The sequence below is a fragment of the Arthrobacter sp. TJ-236 genome, assembly GCF_058269235.1.
This window is the reverse complement of record NZ_JBZCNI010000001.1, coordinates 614,697-631,681: the sequence shown is the minus strand read 5'-3', so window position 1 is coordinate 631,681 and position 16,985 is coordinate 614,697. Positions and strand designations below refer to the sequence as shown.

General features: G+C 67.4%; 21 protein-coding genes and 1 other RNA gene. 7 read left to right on the top strand and 15 right to left on the bottom strand.

What is annotated here, in order from left to right; translation table 11 throughout:
- Positions 1-83 precede the first annotated feature (83 nt).
- On the top strand, positions 84-1,523 hold the full coding sequence (gene gnd, locus AC4D16_RS02955) for an NADP-dependent phosphogluconate dehydrogenase (protein ID WP_490953906.1): 1,440 nt from the start codon (positions 84-86) through the stop codon (positions 1,521-1,523).
- 64 nt (positions 1,524-1,587) lie between these two features.
- Here gnd and epsC read toward each other — a convergent pair whose 3' ends face one another.
- The 3 genes from epsC to msrA form a co-directional block, all read right to left on the bottom strand.
- Complete coding sequence (gene epsC / locus AC4D16_RS02950; protein ID WP_490949022.1) at positions 1,588-2,175, bottom strand: serine O-acetyltransferase EpsC; 588 nt, start codon at positions 2,173-2,175, stop codon at positions 1,588-1,590.
- A gap of 65 nt (positions 2,176-2,240) precedes the next feature.
- Complete coding sequence (gene cysK / locus AC4D16_RS02945) at positions 2,241-3,176, bottom strand: cysteine synthase A (protein ID WP_490953905.1); 936 nt, start codon at positions 3,174-3,176, stop codon at positions 2,241-2,243.
- A 105-nt stretch (positions 3,177-3,281) separates the two neighbouring features.
- Positions 3,282-3,806: a peptide-methionine (S)-S-oxide reductase MsrA gene (msrA, locus tag AC4D16_RS02940; protein WP_490949024.1), complete on the bottom strand. Its 525-nt coding sequence runs from the start codon at positions 3,804-3,806 to the stop codon at positions 3,282-3,284.
- A 114-nt stretch (positions 3,807-3,920) separates the two neighbouring features.
- Here msrA and AC4D16_RS02935 point away from each other — a divergent pair, with 114 nt between their 5' ends.
- The 3 genes from AC4D16_RS02935 to AC4D16_RS02925 all read left to right on the top strand — a co-directional run bounded on the left by AC4D16_RS02935 (position 3,921) and on the right by AC4D16_RS02925 (position 6,637).
- On the top strand, positions 3,921-4,799 hold the full coding sequence (locus AC4D16_RS02935) for a Nif3-like dinuclear metal center hexameric protein (RefSeq protein WP_490953904.1): 879 nt from the start codon (positions 3,921-3,923) through the stop codon (positions 4,797-4,799).
- Positions 4,800-4,886: 87 nt separating this feature from the next.
- Positions 4,887-5,633 carry a zinc ribbon domain-containing protein gene (locus AC4D16_RS02930; protein ID WP_490953903.1) on the top strand — a complete coding sequence of 249 codons (747 nt, stop codon included), beginning with the start codon at positions 4,887-4,889 and terminating at the stop codon, positions 5,631-5,633.
- An 11-nt stretch (positions 5,634-5,644) separates the two neighbouring features.
- Positions 5,645-6,637, top strand: coding sequence for a reverse transcriptase-like protein (locus AC4D16_RS02925; protein WP_490954658.1), 993 nt, complete (start codon positions 5,645-5,647; stop codon positions 6,635-6,637).
- Between the two features lie 15 nt (positions 6,638-6,652).
- On the opposite strand, the gene AC4D16_RS02920 is transcribed toward AC4D16_RS02925, so the two are convergent.
- The gene (locus tag AC4D16_RS02920) at positions 6,653-7,414 is read right to left on the bottom strand and encodes a YaaA family protein (RefSeq protein ID WP_490949027.1); all 762 of its coding nucleotides are present in this window, start codon (positions 7,412-7,414) and stop codon (positions 6,653-6,655) included.
- 82 nt (positions 7,415-7,496) lie between these two features.
- On the opposite strand from AC4D16_RS02920, the gene rnpB reads away from it, so the two are divergent.
- Both rnpB and AC4D16_RS02910 read left to right on the top strand, forming a co-directional pair.
- An RNA gene (gene rnpB / locus AC4D16_RS02915) (RNase P RNA component class A) lies at positions 7,497-7,890 on the top strand.
- A gap of 154 nt (positions 7,891-8,044) precedes the next feature.
- Positions 8,045-8,479 carry a hypothetical protein gene (locus AC4D16_RS02910; RefSeq protein ID WP_490953902.1) on the top strand — a complete coding sequence of 145 codons (435 nt, stop codon included), beginning with the start codon at positions 8,045-8,047 and terminating at the stop codon, positions 8,477-8,479.
- On the opposite strand, the gene AC4D16_RS02905 is transcribed toward AC4D16_RS02910, so the two are convergent.
- Positions 8,480-8,773 (bottom strand): hypothetical protein, encoded by a 294-nt coding sequence (locus AC4D16_RS02905; protein WP_490953901.1) that lies wholly within the window; start codon positions 8,771-8,773, stop codon positions 8,480-8,482.
- Between the two features lie 78 nt (positions 8,774-8,851).
- Between AC4D16_RS02905 and AC4D16_RS02900 the strand changes: the two genes are divergently transcribed.
- Complete coding sequence (locus AC4D16_RS02900) at positions 8,852-9,688, top strand: SGNH/GDSL hydrolase family protein (RefSeq protein ID WP_490953900.1); 837 nt, start codon at positions 8,852-8,854, stop codon at positions 9,686-9,688.
- Here AC4D16_RS02900 and AC4D16_RS02895 read toward each other — a convergent pair.
- The 10 genes from AC4D16_RS02895 to AC4D16_RS02850 all read right to left on the bottom strand — a co-directional run bounded on the left by AC4D16_RS02895 (position 9,685) and on the right by AC4D16_RS02850 (position 16,979).
- A complete protein-coding gene (locus AC4D16_RS02895; RefSeq protein ID WP_490953899.1) occupies positions 9,685-11,430 on the bottom strand; it encodes an SGNH/GDSL hydrolase family protein in 1,746 nt (581 codons plus the stop codon). The two genes, AC4D16_RS02900 and AC4D16_RS02895, sit on opposite strands and share 4 nt — an antisense overlap.
- Positions 11,431-11,495: 65 nt before the next feature.
- Positions 11,496-11,756 carry a hypothetical protein gene (locus tag AC4D16_RS02890; protein WP_490953898.1) on the bottom strand — a complete coding sequence of 87 codons (261 nt, stop codon included), beginning with the start codon at positions 11,754-11,756 and terminating at the stop codon, positions 11,496-11,498.
- Positions 11,756-12,157, bottom strand: coding sequence for a hypothetical protein (locus AC4D16_RS02885; protein WP_490953897.1), 402 nt, complete (start codon positions 12,155-12,157; stop codon positions 11,756-11,758). Before AC4D16_RS02885 ends, AC4D16_RS02890 begins: the two co-directional genes overlap by 1 nt.
- A 13-nt stretch (positions 12,158-12,170) precedes the next feature.
- Complete coding sequence (locus AC4D16_RS02880; RefSeq protein WP_490953896.1) at positions 12,171-12,836, bottom strand: peptidoglycan recognition protein family protein; 666 nt, start codon at positions 12,834-12,836, stop codon at positions 12,171-12,173.
- Positions 12,836-13,159 (bottom strand): hypothetical protein, encoded by a 324-nt coding sequence (locus AC4D16_RS02875; RefSeq protein WP_490953895.1) that lies wholly within the window; start codon positions 13,157-13,159, stop codon positions 12,836-12,838. Before AC4D16_RS02875 ends, AC4D16_RS02880 begins: the two co-directional genes overlap by 1 nt.
- Entirely contained in the window at positions 13,159-13,425 is a 267-nt protein-coding gene (locus AC4D16_RS02870; protein WP_490953894.1) for a hypothetical protein, read from the bottom strand. Before AC4D16_RS02870 ends, AC4D16_RS02875 begins: the two co-directional genes overlap by 1 nt.
- Positions 13,418-13,792, bottom strand: coding sequence for a hypothetical protein (locus tag AC4D16_RS02865; RefSeq protein WP_490953893.1), 375 nt, complete (start codon positions 13,790-13,792; stop codon positions 13,418-13,420). The genes AC4D16_RS02870 and AC4D16_RS02865 overlap by 8 nt, the downstream gene beginning before the upstream one ends.
- 174 nt (positions 13,793-13,966) lie before the next feature.
- Positions 13,967-14,899 carry a hypothetical protein gene (locus AC4D16_RS02860; protein ID WP_490953892.1) on the bottom strand — a complete coding sequence of 311 codons (933 nt, stop codon included), beginning with the start codon at positions 14,897-14,899 and terminating at the stop codon, positions 13,967-13,969.
- Positions 14,899-15,993, bottom strand: a complete 1,095-nt coding sequence (locus AC4D16_RS02855) for a Gp37-like protein (protein WP_490953891.1) — start codon at positions 15,991-15,993, stop codon at positions 14,899-14,901. Before AC4D16_RS02855 ends, AC4D16_RS02860 begins: the two co-directional genes overlap by 1 nt.
- On the bottom strand, positions 15,990-16,979 hold the full coding sequence (locus AC4D16_RS02850) for a hypothetical protein (RefSeq protein ID WP_490953890.1): 990 nt from the start codon (positions 16,977-16,979) through the stop codon (positions 15,990-15,992). Before AC4D16_RS02850 ends, AC4D16_RS02855 begins: the two co-directional genes overlap by 4 nt.
- Positions 16,980-16,985: the final 6 nt, after the last annotated feature.

The window sequence follows — 16,985 nt, the reverse complement described above, 5'->3', positions numbered from 1 at the left end:
GACCGGACGACCCCCGCGGAGACGCGCCGAGTGCCGGGACCTGCAGCGCACACGCATGCAGCTGACAAACGACGGAGAACACATTGAGCGCACAGATCGGCGTCACAGGCCTGGCAGTCATGGGAGCCAACCTCGCACGGAACCTCGCCCGCAACGGGTACACCGTGGCCCTGCACAACAGGTCGATCGAGAAGACCGACACCCTGCTGCAGAAGCACGGGGGCGATGGTGACTTCATCCGCACCGAGACCCTGCAGGAGCTGGTCGATTCACTCGAGAAGCCGCGACGCGTGCTCATCATGGTGAAGGCCGGCAAGCCGGTGGACTCCGTCATCGACCAGCTCACGCCGCTGCTGGAGCCGGGCGACATCGTGATCGACGGCGGGAACTCCCACTACGAGGACACCCGCCGCCGCGAGGCCGCCCTGTCGCAGCACGACCTCCACTTCGTGGGCGTCGGTGTCTCCGGCGGTGAGGAGGGCGCACTCCTCGGACCCTCGATCATGCCCGGCGGATCGCGTGAGTCCTACGACTCGCTCGGCCCGATGCTCGAGAAGATCTCCGCGAAGTACGACGGCGAGCCCTGCTGCCGCTGGATCGGCACCGATGGCGCGGGACACTTCGTGAAGATGGTGCACAACGGCATCGAGTACGCCGACATGCAGGTGATCGGCGAGGCCTTCGACCTGCTGCGTTCCGGCGCCGGGATCGAGCCGGCCGACCAGGCGAAGATCTTCACGGACTGGAACTCGGGCACGCTGTCCTCGTTCCTCATCGAGATCACGGCCGAGGTCCTCGGGCACGTCGACGAGCGGACGGGCAAGCCCTTCGTGGACGTCGTCGTCGACGCGGCGGGCCAGAAGGGTACCGGTCGCTGGACCGTCGTCTCGGCGCTCGAACTGGGCAGCCCGACGTCGGGCATCGCCGAGTCCGTGTTCGCCCGGGCCTTGTCCTCGCAACTCGACCAGCGCCTTCAGGCGCAGGAGATCCTGCAGGGCCATGAGAGCACGGTGGAACTGCCCGAGTCCTTCGTCGAGGACGTCCGCCTGGCGCTGTACGCCTCCAAGCTCGTCAGCTACGCCCAGGGCATCGACATGCTCACCGCCGCGGCGAAGGAGTACGGCTGGGACCTCAGGCTCGACGAGATCGCGTCCCTGTGGCGCGCGGGCTGCATCATCCGCGCGGAGCTGCTCGACGACATCATGAAGGCCTACGCCGACGCGGACGAGCGCCCGGCGAACCTCCTGCTGGCACCCGCGTTCGCCGAGGCCATCGCAGGAGCCGTTCCCGCCTGGCGTCGCGTGGTCTCGACGGCCGTGCAGCTGGGCATCCCCGTGCCGGTCTTCTCGGCGTCGCTCGCCTACTACGACGGACTGCGCCGCACGCGCCTTCCCGCCGCGCTGACGCAGGGACTCCGCGACCTCTTCGGTGCGCACACCTACAACCGGGTGGACTCCGACGGTACGTTCCACACCCTCTGGGGCGAGGACAAGTCGGAGATCGAGGCCGTGGACACGCACTGACGGACCCGAACACGACGGAACCCCCGGACTTCTGTCCGGGGGTTCCGTCGTCCTGCGGTGAGGCCTAGATGTAGATGGCGGGGTCCACGTACTCGGCCGGGTCCACCGCCGGCTGAGTCTCCCGCCGCGAATCGCGGTGCCGGAACGTGGCCGGGATACCGGTCACGATCGAGTCGGGCGGGGTGTCCTTGACGACGACGGCGTTCGCACCGACCGCGCTGCCGGCGCCGATCGTGATGGGACCGAGGATCTTGGCGCCCGCACCCACGGTGACGCGGTCGCCGATGGTCGGGTGGCGCTTGACCTTCTCGAGCGAGCGCCCGCCGAGCGTGACGCCTTGGTACAGCATCACGTCGTCGCCGATCTCCGAGGTGCTGCCGATGACCACGCCCATGCCGTGATCGATGAAGAACCGGCGCCCGATGGTGGCGGCGGGGTGGATCTCCACGCCCGTGAGGACCCGCGCCAGTTGGGAGAGGGCTCGCGCCGGGAAGCGAAGCCCCTCCGTGCGCCACATCCGATGTGTCAGACGATGCACCCAGATCGCGTGGAGGCCCGAGTAGACGACCGTGGTCTCGAGCGACCCGCGGGCGGCGGGGTCGTGGGTGCGCGCGGTCTCGAGATCCTCGCGCAGTCGTTCCAGAAAGCTCACCGGGTACCTTCTCGTGCTGCTAGATGCCCAGCGACAGCTGGATCAGGAAGTCATTCGGGCCAGGATCAGCCGCGGATGTCGTCGAAGAGCACCGTGGAGATGTAGCGCTCGCCGAAGTCGCAGACGATGGCCACGATGAGCTTACCGGCGTTCTCCGGACGCTTCGCGAGCTCCAGCGCGGCCCAGACGATCGCTCCCGACGAGATGCCGCCGAGGATCCCCTCCTGCGTGCCCAGCGCGCGGGCTACCCGCACGGAGTCCTCCACGGTGGCATCCATGACCTCGTCGTAGATGGTGCGGTCGAGGTTCTCGGGGACGAAGTTCGCGCCGAGTCCCTGGATCTTGTGCGGGCCGGGGGCGCCACCGTTGAGGATGGGGGAGTCCGCGGGCTCGACGACGACGATGTGCACGCCGGGCTTGCGCTCCTTGAGCACCTGCCCGACTCCGGTGATGGTGCCACCGGTGCCGACGCCGGCCACGAAGATGTCCACCTCGCCGTCGGTGTCGTCCCAGATCTCCTCAGCGGTGGTGGCCCTGTGGATGGCCGGGTTCGCGGCGTTGGCGAACTGCTGGGCCCAGATGGCGTTCTCCGTGGTCGCGACGATCTCCTTCGCGCGGTCGACGGCGCCACGCATGCCCTCGGACCCGGGCGTCAGGACGATCTCGGCCCCGTACGCGCGCAGCATGACCCGCCGCTCGGTGGACATGGTCTCGGGCATCGTGAGCACCACCTTGTAGCCGCGGGCGGCTCCGACCATCGCCAGGGCGATCCCCGTGTTCCCGGAAGTGCCCTCGACGATCGTGCCGCCGGGGGCCAGCGCACCCGCCTTCTCCGCGGCGTCGATGATGGCGACCCCGATGCGGTCCTTCACGCTGTTGGCGGGGTTGTAGAACTCGAGCTTCACGGCGACCTGCGCGCCGAGACCTTCGGTCAGGCGGTTGAGCCGGACGAGCGGTGTGCGCCCCACGAGCTGCGTGACGTCGTCGTAGATCTGTGCCATGGGGTGCCTGCCTGATTCGCTGGGTGGTCGGGATGGAGTGGCCGGGACGGACGGGGCGATCCCCGCCCGGACGGCGGTCAGCCTAGTGTGCCGATCGCCCGCCTCCTAGGCGGCGAGCCACTGCGAGTAATATTTTCGTGCCTTCGAGAGCTTGGGATTGATGATCACCTGGCAGTAGCCCTGCTCCGGGTGCTTCGCGTAGTAGTTCTGGTGCCAGTCCTCGGCGACGTGGAATTCGGGCAGCCGGCTGACCTCGGTGACGATCGGGTTCTTCCAGTTCTCCTGGTTTCGGGCGATGGCGTCCTCGAAGAGGGCCTTCTGCTCGGCGTCCTGGTAGTACATGACGCTGCGGTACTGGGTCCCGACGTCGTAGCCCTGACGATTCAGGGTCGTGGGGTCGTGCGAGACGAAGAACATGTCCAGCACGACGTCCTCGGGGATGACCGTCTCGTCGAAGCTGACGGCCACGACCTCCGCGTGACCCGTCATGCCCGAGCAGACGGAATCGTAGTCGGGATGCTTCGTGTGCCCTCCCGTGTAGCCCGAGACGACCTCGGTCACGCCGCGGGTCTTCTGGTACAGGGCATCGAGGCACCAGAAGCAGCCTCCTCCAAGCACGAATGTCTTCATGCCTGTTCCAATGCGTGGCGTGCGTCGAAGATTCCCGGCGCGGGAGAGCGGACGGCTCCGTGGCCGACCCTCCCCGACTTGGAGTGCTCCACGACGGCGGGTATTACTGGACACATGGACGAGAACGAGCACGACGGCGGGTCCCCCGAGGCAGGCCCGCCGCGCGTGGCGGACGTGCTCCTGGCCATCGAGGAGTTGTGGCCGGAGAGCCTCGCCGAGGGGTGGGACGCCGTGGGGCTCGTCGCCGGACGGGCGGACAACGCCGCGGAGCGCATCCTCTTCGCCGTCGACCCCACCGCGGCGGTGCTGGACGAGGCACTCGCCTGGGGTGCGACCATGATCGTCTCCCACCACCCGCTCCTCCTGAAACCCGTCTCGAGCATCGCCGCCACCGGCTTCAAGGGCGACGTGCTGCACCGGCTCATCGAAGCGGGCTGCGCCCTCGTCACGGTGCACACCAACGGGGACAGCGCCGTCGGTGGTGTCTCGGACGTGCTCGCGGACGCCTTCGGCCTGCAGGACGTGGAGCCTCTGGCGCCCGCGGCGGACGGACTGCCCGAGGAGGGGATCGGCCGGGTGGGCCTGCTCGGCGCGGCGACCACCCTCGGTGCCTTCGCCGAAGTGGTGTTCTCGATCCTCCCGGCCGTAGCCGGTGGAGTGCGCGTCGCCGGCGACCGCAACGCCGTCGTGCGCCGTATCGCCGTCTGCGGAGGAGCGGGCGATTCGCTCTTCGACCGCGTACGGGCCGCCCGGGCCGACGTCTACGTGACGGCCGACCTCCGGCATCATCCGGCGTCGGAGGTACGGGAGGCCGCAGCGGGCGGGCCTCCGTTCCTGATCGACGTCTCGCACTTCGGCAGCGAATGGCTGTGGCTGACACCCGCTGCCGACGCCCTGACCAACGTCCTCGCGGATCAGGGCTTCCGCGCCGACATCCGCGTGAGCGGCGTCAACACCGATCCCTGGGACTTCGTCCTGACACCCGGGCGCTGACGACGGCCCACCCGGGTCCCGTGACCTAGGCTTGGACGACGCCCGCGCCCGTCCGTCGCGCACCCCGACCGACCCCTGGAGGCTTACGTGGCCAAGGCCGCTCCCGAGGAACAACGCCGCTTGCTGGACCTGCAGGCGCTCGACTCCGAACTGAACAAACTGACACGGCAGGACGCCGTCGCGCGGGCCGAGCCGAAGCTCGCGGCCACCGCCGCCCAGGTGGCCGTGGTGGACGCCGAGCTCGTGCGCGCCACGACGGAGCTCGGTGACCTCCAGCGTGAACTCACCCGCGCCGAGGACGAGGTGCAGGCCGTCGTGACGCGTCTCGAGCGCGACGAGAAGAGGCTGAACAGCGGGACGGGGACGTCGAAGGACCTCACCGCGCTGCAGCACGAGATCGTGTCCCTCACCAGGCGCCGCTCCGACCTGGAGGACGTTGAACTCGACGTCATGGAGCGGGTCGAGGCCGCTCGCGAGGCGCAGGCCACCGTGCAGGCGCGGACCAACTCCGTGCGGGCGGAACTCCTCGCCCTCGAGGAGGCGCGCGACGCCGAACTGGCCGACATCGAGGCGCAGCGCACCCGCGTCCAGACGGAGCGCGAGGAACTCGCCGACACCTTCGACCGCGCACTTCTCGCCCTCTATGAGCGGATCCTCGCCAAGCGGGGCGTGGGAGCGGCGAGGCTGTTCCACGGCACGTCGGAGGGCTCGGGCATGCACCTCAGCCCGGGCGACCTCGCGGACATCTCCGCTGCCGCGCCGGACGACATCGTGTTCTGCCCCGATTCGGGCTGCATCCTCGTCCGCTCGGCGGACTGGGGTCAGCCCCAGTGACCGATCCGCACCTGTTCGAGGCGGCTGAGAGCGGCGCACGGGACGCGGGCGGCGACCGTCGGCGACTCGTCGTCGAGGCCGACGGCGGATCGCGGGGGAACCCCGGCCACGCCGGGTACGGGGCCCTCGTGAGGGACCCGGACACCGGGACGATCATCGTCGAGAAGGCCGAGTACATCGGGAAGGCCTCCAACAACGTCGCGGAGTACTCCGGCCTCGTGGCGGGGCTCGAACTGGCCCGCGACCTCGACCCGACGGCCTCCGTCCATGTGAAGATGGACTCGAAGCTCGTGGTGGAGCAGATGTCCGGGCGATGGCAGATCAAGCACGCCGACATGCGTGTCCTCGCGGCGAAGGCGCGGAAGGTCCTCGACCCGCGGCGCGTGAGCTACGAGTGGATCCCGCGCGAGCGCAACAAGGACGCCGACCGGCTGTCCAACGAGGCGATGGACGCCGGTATGGCAGGTGTTCCATGGAAACTCAAACGGGCAGCGCCGAACGCTGCCGGTTTGCCGGGTACCGCGTCCGTCGCCGTCACCGCGCCGGTCGCCCCTGACTCGCTGGGCACGGCCACCGCGCCGGGCACCTCCGGCACCGTGGGCGATCCGGCGACGCGGCGGCCCGGGACGCTGCACCACGTGGAGGTGTGGACGAAGGACCTGGCCGCTGCGACGTCGAGTCTCGGTTGGCTGCTCGAGCGACTCGGCCTCCCGGTGCGCGAATCCTGGGCCGACGGCGCGAGCTACGGTTCGGACGAGTTCTACGTGGTGCTGGAGGCCGGCCCCGACGTCCGCGACGCACCCGACCGGCGTCGTCCCGGGGTCAATCACCTGGCCTTCCACGCGGGCACCCGCGCCGAGGTGGACCTCCTCGCCCGGCGGGCGGCCAGTCACGGATGGACCCTCCTGTTCCCCGACCGCCACCCCTTCGCCGGCGGACCCGAGCACTATGCGGCCTACCTGGAGAACGCCGAGGGTTTCGAGGTCGAGCTCGTCGCAGGCTGATCGTCCGTCAGGAGGTCAGTCGAGCACGATGGTGAGGCGGGCCGGCTTCCTGTCCGTCGCCGGCTCGAGCTCCGCCGTCCACCTCTCCTGCGCCGCGCGCAGCAGCGCCTCGGGAGTGGCCGGCGCCGCGCCGCGACGGGTGAGGAGGTGGCGGGCCAGCTCACCCCGCGTGTGCTTGGCGAAGTGGGACACCACCGTGCGCTTACCGTTGCGCACCTGCACGACGTCCACGGCCGCCGTCCGGACGGGCGCGGGCGCCCACGCCGCTGCGTAGGTGCTGGAGCGGCAGTCCACCACGAGCCCCTCGCCGGCGTGCCGGGAGAGCGGGTCCGCGAGTCGCGACCGCCAGAACGCGGCGAGGCGGCCGGTACCGGGCAGGTCCACCGACATCGACAGGCGATACGCCGGGATGCGGTCCCCGAGTGCGATGGCGCCCCACAGGCCGGAGACGACGACGCACTGCTCGCGCGCCTTCCGTTTCTGCACCGCCGTCATGTCCCGGAAGCCGAGGGCGTCGTACAGGACACCGGAGTAGACGTCGTGGGCCGGCGCAGCGGGCGCGACGTCGAGGACGAGGTTGCGCCGCACGTCCTCGGCGAGCGAGGCCCCCACACCGAGAACCGTGTGCGCGTCGGCACCAGCGCTGGCAGCGCGCACCGCTTCGAGGACCGTCAGCCTCGCCGCGGCGAGTTCCGGGAAGTGAAGATCGTGGACGTCGAGCGGCGGGCCGGAGAGGGCCGCCTGTTTGCCTTCGGACGGAGGGAGCAGGATCAGCACCGTCAAACTCTACCGATCCGAGGGGACCCTCCCCGCCCGGCTCCGCAGGAGCTGCCGCTGCCCGCCTACACTGGACGGTGGATGGGTCGACCAGGCGGCCGCGTCGGACCTGCTCACGCAGTGTTCCGCCGAGGAACGTCCGGGCTCCGCAGGGCAGGGTGGTGGGTAACGCCCACTCGGGGTAACCCGCAGGCCAGTGCCACAGAAAAGAAACCGCTCCCGGCACGCTCACACGGTCCGGGAGTAAGGGTGAAAAGGCGGTGTAAGAGACCACCAGCATGCCGGGTGACCGGCATGGCTCGGTAAACCCCACCCGGAGCAAGGCCAGACAGTGCGCGTCATCAGGGCTGCCCGCCCGAGTGCACGGGTAGGCCGCTGGAGGTCGTCGGTAACGACGATCGTAGATGGATGGTCGCCTCTCGTGTCCCGGTGACGGGGCACGATGACAGAACCCGGCGTATCGGTCGGCCCATCCCACGACCATCCCACAATCCCCTAGATCTAGCGGGTTTCGGGCTGAATCTCGGGTGTTTGAGTGGCTTCCTCGAACACCCAGAACACGCGGAACGAAGCATCGCGGAGTAGAACAAAACACCCAGCCAACACCCGGTCTCATACAGGGGGAACCACATGAAGAAGCTCATCGCACCACTCGGCCTCGCCGCACTCCTACTCATGGGCTGCTCGGCAGGGGAGCCAGCACAGCCAGCACACTCGCCCGCTCAGACTAGCCCGGCGGTAACAGAGGACGCGGAGGTAGAGGAAGGCCTGCGTGAGGCTCTCACCCAGCCCACGGCTGAGCCTGATGTGGACCCGCTAGCGAACCCGGAGGACCAGTACCTCGAGGCGTTCAAGCAGGAACTAGCCGCGCTACCCGAAGGCCCGTTCACGCCCGTCGACGACGTCGAGGCGCTGACCATCGGCTACCGGGCGTGCGTGGCGTTGGAGGACGTCGGGTACGCGGACGCGCTCCTGAACTACGCGTTCTCCGAAGGAGCGACGGAGGACTCGGTCGCGAACTACAACGCCGCCCTGAACGCCGCACCCTCCACGATCTGCGAGTAGCTACCGCCGACCCTCAAGCTGCCGGCGCCGCACGAAGGCCGCGGGAACCCACACCTCCCGGGCAACACTGAACTCCACCCATTGGACTTCGACGAGCTCGCGGGTCCACCCCATCGCGAAGCCCCTCACGGTCTGCGCGACGTCGCCGGGGTAGGTGAGGTCAGCCCACACCGCGGGCGCGTTCGACTCCGGCCGGGTCACACCACTGGCCGGCTCGGGCAATGACGCCGGCGGGACGAACCTGTCCCTCGACGGCGGGATCCCATGCCAGCCAGGGCGCGGACGGCTCTCCATAGAAACGACGGTAGCCCCACCCCCTGACAGTGCAGGAGGTGGGGCATAATCGGTGCAGGTCTCAACCAGGGGGAATTAGTGCCGTACAAGAGCAAACGCCGCCCATCAGTCACGAAGCGGGCCAAGGTGACGGCAGGCGTTAGCGGTCTCGCCGCATCAGCATTCCTGCTCACGGGGCTCTATCTGCAGCAGCAGGAAACGATCGACGAGAACGCGGCGGAAGCGGCACGGTTCAGCCCGGCGCCTGTAGCTACCCCTAAGTCGACCACTCAACCAGTGGCGGCAGCGACTACCAGCCTCACCGGGATCGTGCAAAGCGACGAAGACATCACGATCAGCAACCTTGGCGACAGCACCGGCAACGGCGCCGAAGAGTGGGTCGGGCTATGGGCTGAGCACCTCGCCCAGTACGGGACTGTCACCCTTCACATGTGGGACGGCGAAACCGACAACTGGGCTGCGGAACCCATCGTGTTCCCCGGCGGGCAGCGCAGCATCACCATCTGGAACGGGTCGAAGAGTGGTGTCACCTACGCGTACCCGCTCGCACGGTTAGCGGTCATCCAACCTGAGCGGCCGGACCTGACCATCCTCAACCTCGGACACAACATCGGCGAGAAGCGGGCCGACCAAGGCGCACAAGACATACTCGACGCCATCGAATCCCAGTGGGGTGAGGCGCCCCCAGTCGCAGTCACCCTGCAGAACCCCGCCCAAGGGGAACGGCGGCCCCGGACCGAGGCCAGCGTCACAGCTCTACGCGGCTGGACAGCTACTAGCGGCATCCCGACCATCGACGTGAACACCGCGTTCGAGGAGGCCGGAAACCTGCCCGGCCTCCTCCTCGACGAAGTGCACCCCAACGCCGAAGGTCAACGCATCTGGGCCGACACCGTCATAGCCACACTCGGCTAACTACCAGCGTTAGGAAGCACGCCGGGGATCACGAAGCACCGGTCGACGATGACGTCCGTGACAGCGGTACCGGTGGTTCGAGCGTTGATCCTCGCGATGATGAACGACGCTGGGGAGCCCATCCGGTTCGTGGCGAACAGCCACATGAACCTGTCCTTCGCGGACGGGTGCGCGTCCTGCGAGGCCCCGAATGACGAGCCGCGCCCATCAAGCAGCGTCACCCTCAGCGTCGCGGCGTGAGCGGCAGGCACACGGACACGGACGGCGAAGGTGAACATCTGGCCGTCGATCATGCCTTTACCGCCAGCAAGGTTAAGGTCGATCTGGCGCTGCACGTAGGCTGCCCCGTCCGTGACAGGGGCCAGGCGCATAGCCTGCACCCCCGACTCATACAGGGCCGTCTCCTTCGTGGCGGTGCAGTTCACCGCCGACCAGCCATCCGGTAGGGCGCCAGCCCAGTTCGTGAACTCGGGATTGTCGAGGAAGTTGCGGGCCCGCACCAGCAGAGGCGGCGTGCCGAGGGGCGAAGACCCAGCGCCCGCCTCCTCCCGCAACGCGGCATCCACCACGGACGCCCATAGCTGCGAGCCCGCAGCATTGGGGTGCACCCCATCTGCACTAATCAACGAAGACGCGTTTCCGGTGTCCACGAAGGCCTGGTGGACGTCGATGAACCCGTACCCGCGGAGAGCACTGATCTGCTCGAGGATGTCAGCCTTCTTCGCCTGCCAGGTCGTGCGGCCCGCGACGGTGGTCGGGTTCTGCGACTCGAGGACGATACCGGCCAGCGGGAAGGTTGCCGCGATCTCCTCGGTGAGCGCCATGAACCGGTTGCGCTGCGACTGGTAACTGTAGTCGTTTGAGCCGGGGTCGGACGTGTTGTGGGAGTGCGAGATGAACACGATGTCGGGGTTAGTTGCCGCGACAGCAGCAGCCCACCGCGACCCGAGTACGTACTCGGGGGCTTCACCTGAAGCGGCGCAGTTCCAAATGGTCAGTGTCACGCTTCCGCTGCCCGCCTGGATGGTCACGGGAGTCTTGTACGCGGTCTTGCTGACCTCGTCCCAGAACGCGATCGTTACCGTGTACGCAGGGAAGCGCTGTCCGAGCGCGACCGCCTCGAGATAGACGTGCTCGCCGTTCTCGTTGCCAGTCGAGTCTCCGACGTAAAGGATCGCCGCGTTGTTCACCCCACGCTTCAGCTTGTTGATGAGACGACGGGTGTTCGCTGCGGTTGCGGCGTTCGCGTACTGGGTCGCCTGAATTGCGTCGCCGAAGGGGGCCACCCCTTCCGTGACGAGGTTGCCGATCGCGTCAGCTACCGGGCCTTGCTGAACTTCGGCGAGGATTGCGCTTTGCGTTGGGGCCTTCGCGGTTGCGGCAGCTTGCTCGGCGGCGGCCTGTGAAGACTGAGATGCACTGACAGCGTCCGCGACGGCCTTGTCCTTCGCGTCGTTCGAATCGCGCCGGAACTCAAGGGACCCCGACTTCCAAATGTGCGCGAAGTTGTCGGAGACGACGTACAGGTCAGGGAGGACCGGGAGGGACCCGACCTGCACCTGAGTGAACGTAAGCCCGGACATCGTCTTCAGAGTCAGTGGGGTCGCCCGCGCCGTGTCGGCACGCTCGAACACCTGTACGAACGAGTTCGGCTGCACCAACGCCGTCTCAACGGAACCGTCAGGCTGCACCGAAGCGGCGTCACCCGCAGTGATGCCCGGGTAGTAGATGTCTTGTGGCATGAGGTCTCCTCAGGAAGGTGGGCAGAAAAGAAGACCCCATGCGAGGTCCAAGGAAGGGGGTGAAGCTAGTTCTTGGCGCGGTGATCGCCCGTGCCGTCAGGGACTTGGGCGGGCAGAGTGAGTGACGTCAGGACGGACAGGATCCCGCCGCCGAGGAAGGCACCACCGAGGGTCAGGAAGTTGATGGTGAACGCGTTGATGACCTCCGCAGTCTCGCCGCCCACGCCGCCCGCAACAGCGCCCACCCCGAGGGTCAGAAGAGCGAACTGAGCGCCCGACTTGATGGAACGCTCGAGGGCGCCACGCCAGAAAGCAGTCGTGAACATCACGCCTCCTTCGGGGTGAGGCGGCGGGCGAGGGCGGTGACGACGGCGTCCGCGATGTCATCGGGCAGGAGCTCGACGATCTGCGCGGCCACAGCTTCCGCGTCGATGCCCGCGCCACTCGTGTCGGTGATCATGGCCCGGAGGGCCTCGACCTTCCCGGACAGGGCGAGGGTCTCCTGGTTACCTGCGCCGACCGCCACGAGGATCTTGTTCCCGAGCACGGCGAGATCGCCGAGGATCCCATTGGTGTACGCCCCGTCGCGCTTGGAGTACGTGGTGTCCTCCATCGCCACGGGTACGGGGCGCTTGTCGGGGTAGCGCCGGTCAGGCACCGTCCCGTTGATGCGCTGGGCCGCGGGTACTACGTCGCGGTCGTACTGGGTTTCGCGGTCTGTTGCCATGGTGGTGCTCCTTTTACTTGGAGAGGCCAGAAAGGTCAGTGATTAGGGTGGTACTGGCGCGTGCGAGAGGTTCGATTACGTCGCCCTGGAAACCGATCGATGCGTTACCGGTGGCCGCGCTGATCTGGTCGCGCAGTCCGTCCATGCCACCGGGCCAGCCAGCGGGGTCGATCTTCCCCTCGCTCGAGTACTCCTGGTGAGACACGTTGAGGGTGTGCCCATACATGTCCATGAGTGCAGCGCCGAGGTGTGGAGCGACCCGGATCTGGTCGGCGGTCCAATCCCACGGGGCGACGCCGGAGGACTCCATCTCCACTCCGATGAGCTCCCAGTTGCCCATGTCCCGAGTGAGCCCGTCGACCCAGCCGTTACCAGCGTGGTTCCCGAGGCCGGCAGCGACGACGTACACGCTTCCGGAGCGTCCGAGGCCGAGCTGACACAGTGGGCCGGGTAGCCCGGGGCGCCCGTCACGCAGGATGGCGAGGGAAGGCATGTCGTTGTGGGCAAAGGACGAACGCGACCCCACGGTGTGGTGCCAGAGAACCCCACGGACCTCGTTCAGCCCGAACTTCTGATGCGGTGGGGCGAGGTTCTTCGCGCCGCGAGACTGCCACCCGTCGACCTCCACAACGGTGAGGCCGCGGGCCCGAAGCCCGTCAGCTAGATCAGTGAGCCACATCAGGGCTCCTTCCGGGGTTGGGGGAGTGTCGCGGTGAGCGTGATTGCGGGACGTTCGAGCAGATAGACGCCGACTGCGGTCCATATGAGAGCGACGGTCAGCACGGGGACGCGGACCCCGCCCGGCAGGTTCCCGGTCAGCGACTCGAAGGAACCGATGACGCTACTCACCGCCATCAGGCCGGCGCCGAGGGCGAGGAAACGCATACCCGTCGTCCATGACAGCCACACCTCGAACTTCGCGGCCATGAGCAGAATCGCCCCGGTCGCGAGAAGAATGTTGAGGATCCGCAGCCACTCAGCCCAGTTGCTCATCCAATCCATCAGAAAATTCCTTCCGGCCAGTCCGGGGCGGGCGGACCCCCGCCGTCCTCAATGTGTTTACGGAGCTTCGCCACGTAGTTGATGATCTTCTTCTCACGCCGCTCCATGTCATCGACGCGGGTCTCGAGGCGGTTCACCTGCTCCTGCATCTGGTCGATGAAGCGGTTCTCGCGGGACCCCTTGTGCTGAATGTTGACCGTCAGCCAGGTCACGAACCCGGCGATGGCCGCAACAGCTACGGGGATCAACCAGCCAAACTCATCCATCCTCATCACCCTTGCCAGACAGGGCGGATGAACGGATCAGGAGGCCCCCTATGATCCCGGCGGACGCGAGAAGGGAGACGGCACCGAGCAACATCCGGGGATCGAGCCCGCCGAACAGGTAGACGATGAGGTACGAGATTCCCCACGCCACGGTCATCCCGATCAGCGCTGACAATCCCCAGATGGTGGTGCGGCGGAAGAAGTCGAAGACGCACAGTGATCCGGCGACGAGCCACCCGATGACCCAACACCACAGAACCAGGTCGCTTCCGTTGGTCAGTGTCTCAGTGACCCTGCCGTCGACGGCCTGCGCGTATGGGCTGTAGAGCCACGCCCTCACATAGCAGAAGACGACCCCGCCGATCATGGCTACGTTCCTGCCCACGTTCACTGCTTGTTTCGCTTCCATGCTCGGTTCCCTTGCGTTAGGTCGCGCTGTCAGTGACACTGCTGGGACCCGTGCGGGCATTGAGACTCCCAAAGTTAGTGATGCTCGTGCGGGTAGCGGTCCGTAGTGTTAGCGCACTGCGGGCCGCGCCTCTTAGGGGGACTTCAGCGGCCACATGGCCGAGAAGGAAGCCGCGACGGAACCGCCCGGCAGGGTAATATTCGCGACCGTGCCGGCAGGTTCTACCTGACAACCGACGCCCTGGACCTTGATGGACGGGGCCAGGTCGCTGCTGATCGTCGCGCACGTCGTGTCGTTCGGCCATGACGTGGCCCTCGTGACGGCGCCGTTGATCATCGCCCACCCGTTGACGACCCGAAAGTTCAGACCCGACCAACCACTGTCCACCCGGGTTGGGTTCCCGAGAGGGGTGAAGCCTTGGAGCCCGCCGGGGATGTTGACCCAGCCGGTGTCCCCAGAGCGAATGGGCCGCCAGTCCCACTGCTGGTTCTCGATCTCCCGGTACACCCAGAAGGCTTCGCCGATACGGACGCATGCGCCCGGCTTCTTCAGGTACCCGAGAGCGATCTTGTCGTTCGCCATCATCCCGCCGTTGCCGGCGAAGCACCGCAGGTCCACGTACTCGGCTGGCGTGGAACTACTGCCCGTCCACCGCACCAGCCACGTCGGCTGATCCACGAGAGTCCCCGGGGTGTTCTCGAGCCCGGTGGGGATCTGCTTCCCGCCGGCGTTGGTCGCCCGGATGTCCGAGGGGCCGCCGAGTTCGGGGCGCCAGTCGTACCGGATGGTGATGATGTCCCACCGGGTGCCCGACGTCTGCGAGTCGCACTGGACGGTGAGGTCCCCCTCCTCCGCGGTCTGCACGAACGCGGTCACGCCGTACGCTGCGGCCTTCCCCTTCTTCACCAGAAGAGCGAACGGGATAGTCGGGTGCGCGGAGAGCTTCAAGTCCTCCGGCCCGTAGACCGTGAAGTCCGGGGCGCCGGCCCTGCCCTTCGCCCGGTCCGATTCGGTGACCGGCCCGTCGTAGTAGCTACTCTTCGGGATGATCGTGGGTGCGGCCATTAGCGGATCCTGTCGTTCAAGGCCCGTACGGGGGCGCGGAGTTTCTTGGCGAGGGTGCGGTTCGGGTCATCTGTTCGTTCGCCGAGGACTGGTTTCACGTCGCGGCCGTTCTCGTCCCAGGTTCGGACGATCTCGCGGACCTTCTCCGTGTACCGCTGGCCCTTGATCTCGGCGGTGGCGACGGACCCGAGCTTCAGTGTGTAGCCGACCTTCAGGGATTCGGCGCCGGACAGTTCGAGGGACAGCCCGGAGACGGGGGCTCCTTCGGCGAGGACTTCCGCGGCGCGTGCGTCGAAGATGTTCCCGTCGTCCGTGTCGCGGGCGTCCTGGAACTGCTCGATCTTCACGCCCCACTCGGCTTCCCGTGCGGTGTCCACGTACTGGCGGAACTCCCGGGCCACGCCCTCGCCTTGACCGCCCACAACGACGCGTGTGACCGTGGGGGCGGTGGCGGAGTAGGAGCCGCCCGTGATCGTCCCGTCGAGCTCGGAGAGTTCGTGCGGGTACACCCCGGACGCGTAGCAGTCGAGGATGTAGGTGGTGTCGCCCATCCACACGTCCACGCCGATTCCGGCCTGGTCGAACAGAGGGAAGAGTTTCTCCTCGAGCGGCTGGAAGCGGAGGCTGACCGTGATGATCGCGCCTCGTCCCTGGTCGGGGAGGATCGTGAGGGGGATGCCTAGGCGGAGCGCGTTCGCCCGCACGAGGTTCTTGAGGACTGTCTCAGCTGGGCCGGTGGCCTTGTAGTTCTCGACGTTCTGCCCGGTCAGCGGGTTCGCTGGGACGGGCCAGCCGACCATGTTCTTGAAGATCTCGAACGGCGAGTTCGCGGTGAACGTGATCGTGTCGCGGGTTCCGATCCCTGAGGCGGTCCATCGGATGATCCGGCCGTCCATGACCCTGCCGGCGGGCTCCTGGACCGCCACGCGGGCGCCTGGTGCTTGGAGGCCGGCCAGCCGGAAGTGGTCGGCGTCTACGGTCACGGTTGCCACGGAGAGTGCGTTGTGGCGGGTGGTGCACTGCAGTTCCTTGACAGCGTTGACCGCGCCCACGTACGTGAACTTGTTGTAGAGGAGGACTTCGTGGTTGATCACCACGACCTCCTGTACTGGGCGACGCCCTCAACGATCACAGTGCCGACACCCGTCATCTGGATGTTGAGCTTCTGCGACTGGCCTTTGGGGATGGGCATGTAACGGGTGGCCGGGTCGAGGTTCGCTGACCGGTCCACGGGGTTGATGATCGTCCCTGTGGTGGTGTCCCAGGGCCCGTACCAGAGGACGCGGGCGGTCGGGTCGGCGGGGTTCGTGTCGATGCGTGCGGCGAAGCCGGCGGGGATCTCGAAGGGGATGATGATGCTCCCGCCTTCGGGGCCGAACCGGACGTTCTGCACGGCACCGAGGACCGTCCACACCGGGTAGAGCTCGACGTCGCCGTCGTTTCGGAACGTCGCCGAATCGAGTGACCCGCCTGGGGACAGGTATTCGATGACGTCGTTCGCGTACCCGTACTGGATGCGGTCCGCTTCGGTGACGTAGTGGTTGCGTGGGTCCGGGGGCCGGAAGGCTTCCCGGTGGGTTTCGCCGCGCCAGTACACGGAGTCCGCGAGGAGTCGGATCCGGTAGTCAGCCCAACCTCTGCGGATCGGGTTCCTGTCGAAGTCGTCCTCTACCTCCACGAACCTGCAGCGGAGGTGGCGGGTCGCCCCGTCAGGGTGTGTGACAACCCACCTACCCTCGACGTCCGGGTCGAAGGACTCCCAGAACGAACGGTCGAACCGCATCCACTCGGTGGAGCCCTCGTTCCGCCACACCTTGACCGGCCAGTAGACCTCGCGGTCCAATGTCCGGGAGCCCTTGTGCCGGGACCCGGGCACCAGCGCCGCGACGGATGAGTAGCGGTCGTACTTGGGCATGTTCAGGCCCCGCACGCCGGGGCGCATGTACACGCCCCGGCTGCGGTCCGTCAGCTCCCAGGAGGAACCGTCAGCACCCTCCCACCGCATCGGCAGGCCCAACCACTTAGGCGTGTCCGATGGTAGGGGGGTGGTGTCCGGCATGTAGAGCAGGATGTCTACCAAGGGTGC

Excerpts from the sequence above, each read along its gene's own strand:
- cysK (WP_490953905.1), bottom strand. The coding sequence starts at position 3,176 with ATGGCACAGATCTACGACGACGTCACGCAGCTCGTGGGGCGCACACCG.
- msrA (WP_490949024.1), bottom strand. The coding sequence starts at position 3,806 with ATGAAGACATTCGTGCTTGGAGGAGGCTGCTTCTGGTGCCTCGATGCC.
- AC4D16_RS02935 (WP_490953904.1), top strand. The coding sequence starts at position 3,921 with ATGGACGAGAACGAGCACGACGGCGGGTCCCCCGAGGCAGGCCCGCCG.
- AC4D16_RS02910 (WP_490953902.1), top strand. The coding sequence starts at position 8,045 with ATGAAGAAGCTCATCGCACCACTCGGCCTCGCCGCACTCCTACTCATG.
- AC4D16_RS02905 (WP_490953901.1), bottom strand. The coding sequence starts at position 8,773 with ATGGAGAGCCGTCCGCGCCCTGGCTGGCATGGGATCCCGCCGTCGAGG.
- AC4D16_RS02895 (WP_490953899.1), bottom strand. The coding sequence starts at position 11,430 with ATGCCACAAGACATCTACTACCCGGGCATCACTGCGGGTGACGCCGCT.
- AC4D16_RS02890 (WP_490953898.1), bottom strand. The coding sequence starts at position 11,756 with ATGTTCACGACTGCTTTCTGGCGTGGCGCCCTCGAGCGTTCCATCAAG.
- AC4D16_RS02885 (WP_490953897.1), bottom strand. The coding sequence starts at position 12,157 with ATGGCAACAGACCGCGAAACCCAGTACGACCGCGACGTAGTACCCGCG.
- AC4D16_RS02880 (WP_490953896.1), bottom strand. The coding sequence starts at position 12,836 with ATGTGGCTCACTGATCTAGCTGACGGGCTTCGGGCCCGCGGCCTCACC.
- AC4D16_RS02875 (WP_490953895.1), bottom strand. The coding sequence starts at position 13,159 with ATGGATTGGATGAGCAACTGGGCTGAGTGGCTGCGGATCCTCAACATT.
- AC4D16_RS02870 (WP_490953894.1), bottom strand. The coding sequence starts at position 13,425 with ATGGATGAGTTTGGCTGGTTGATCCCCGTAGCTGTTGCGGCCATCGCC.
- AC4D16_RS02865 (WP_490953893.1), bottom strand. The coding sequence starts at position 13,792 with ATGATCGGCGGGGTCGTCTTCTGCTATGTGAGGGCGTGGCTCTACAGC.
- AC4D16_RS02860 (WP_490953892.1), bottom strand. The coding sequence starts at position 14,899 with ATGGCCGCACCCACGATCATCCCGAAGAGTAGCTACTACGACGGGCCG.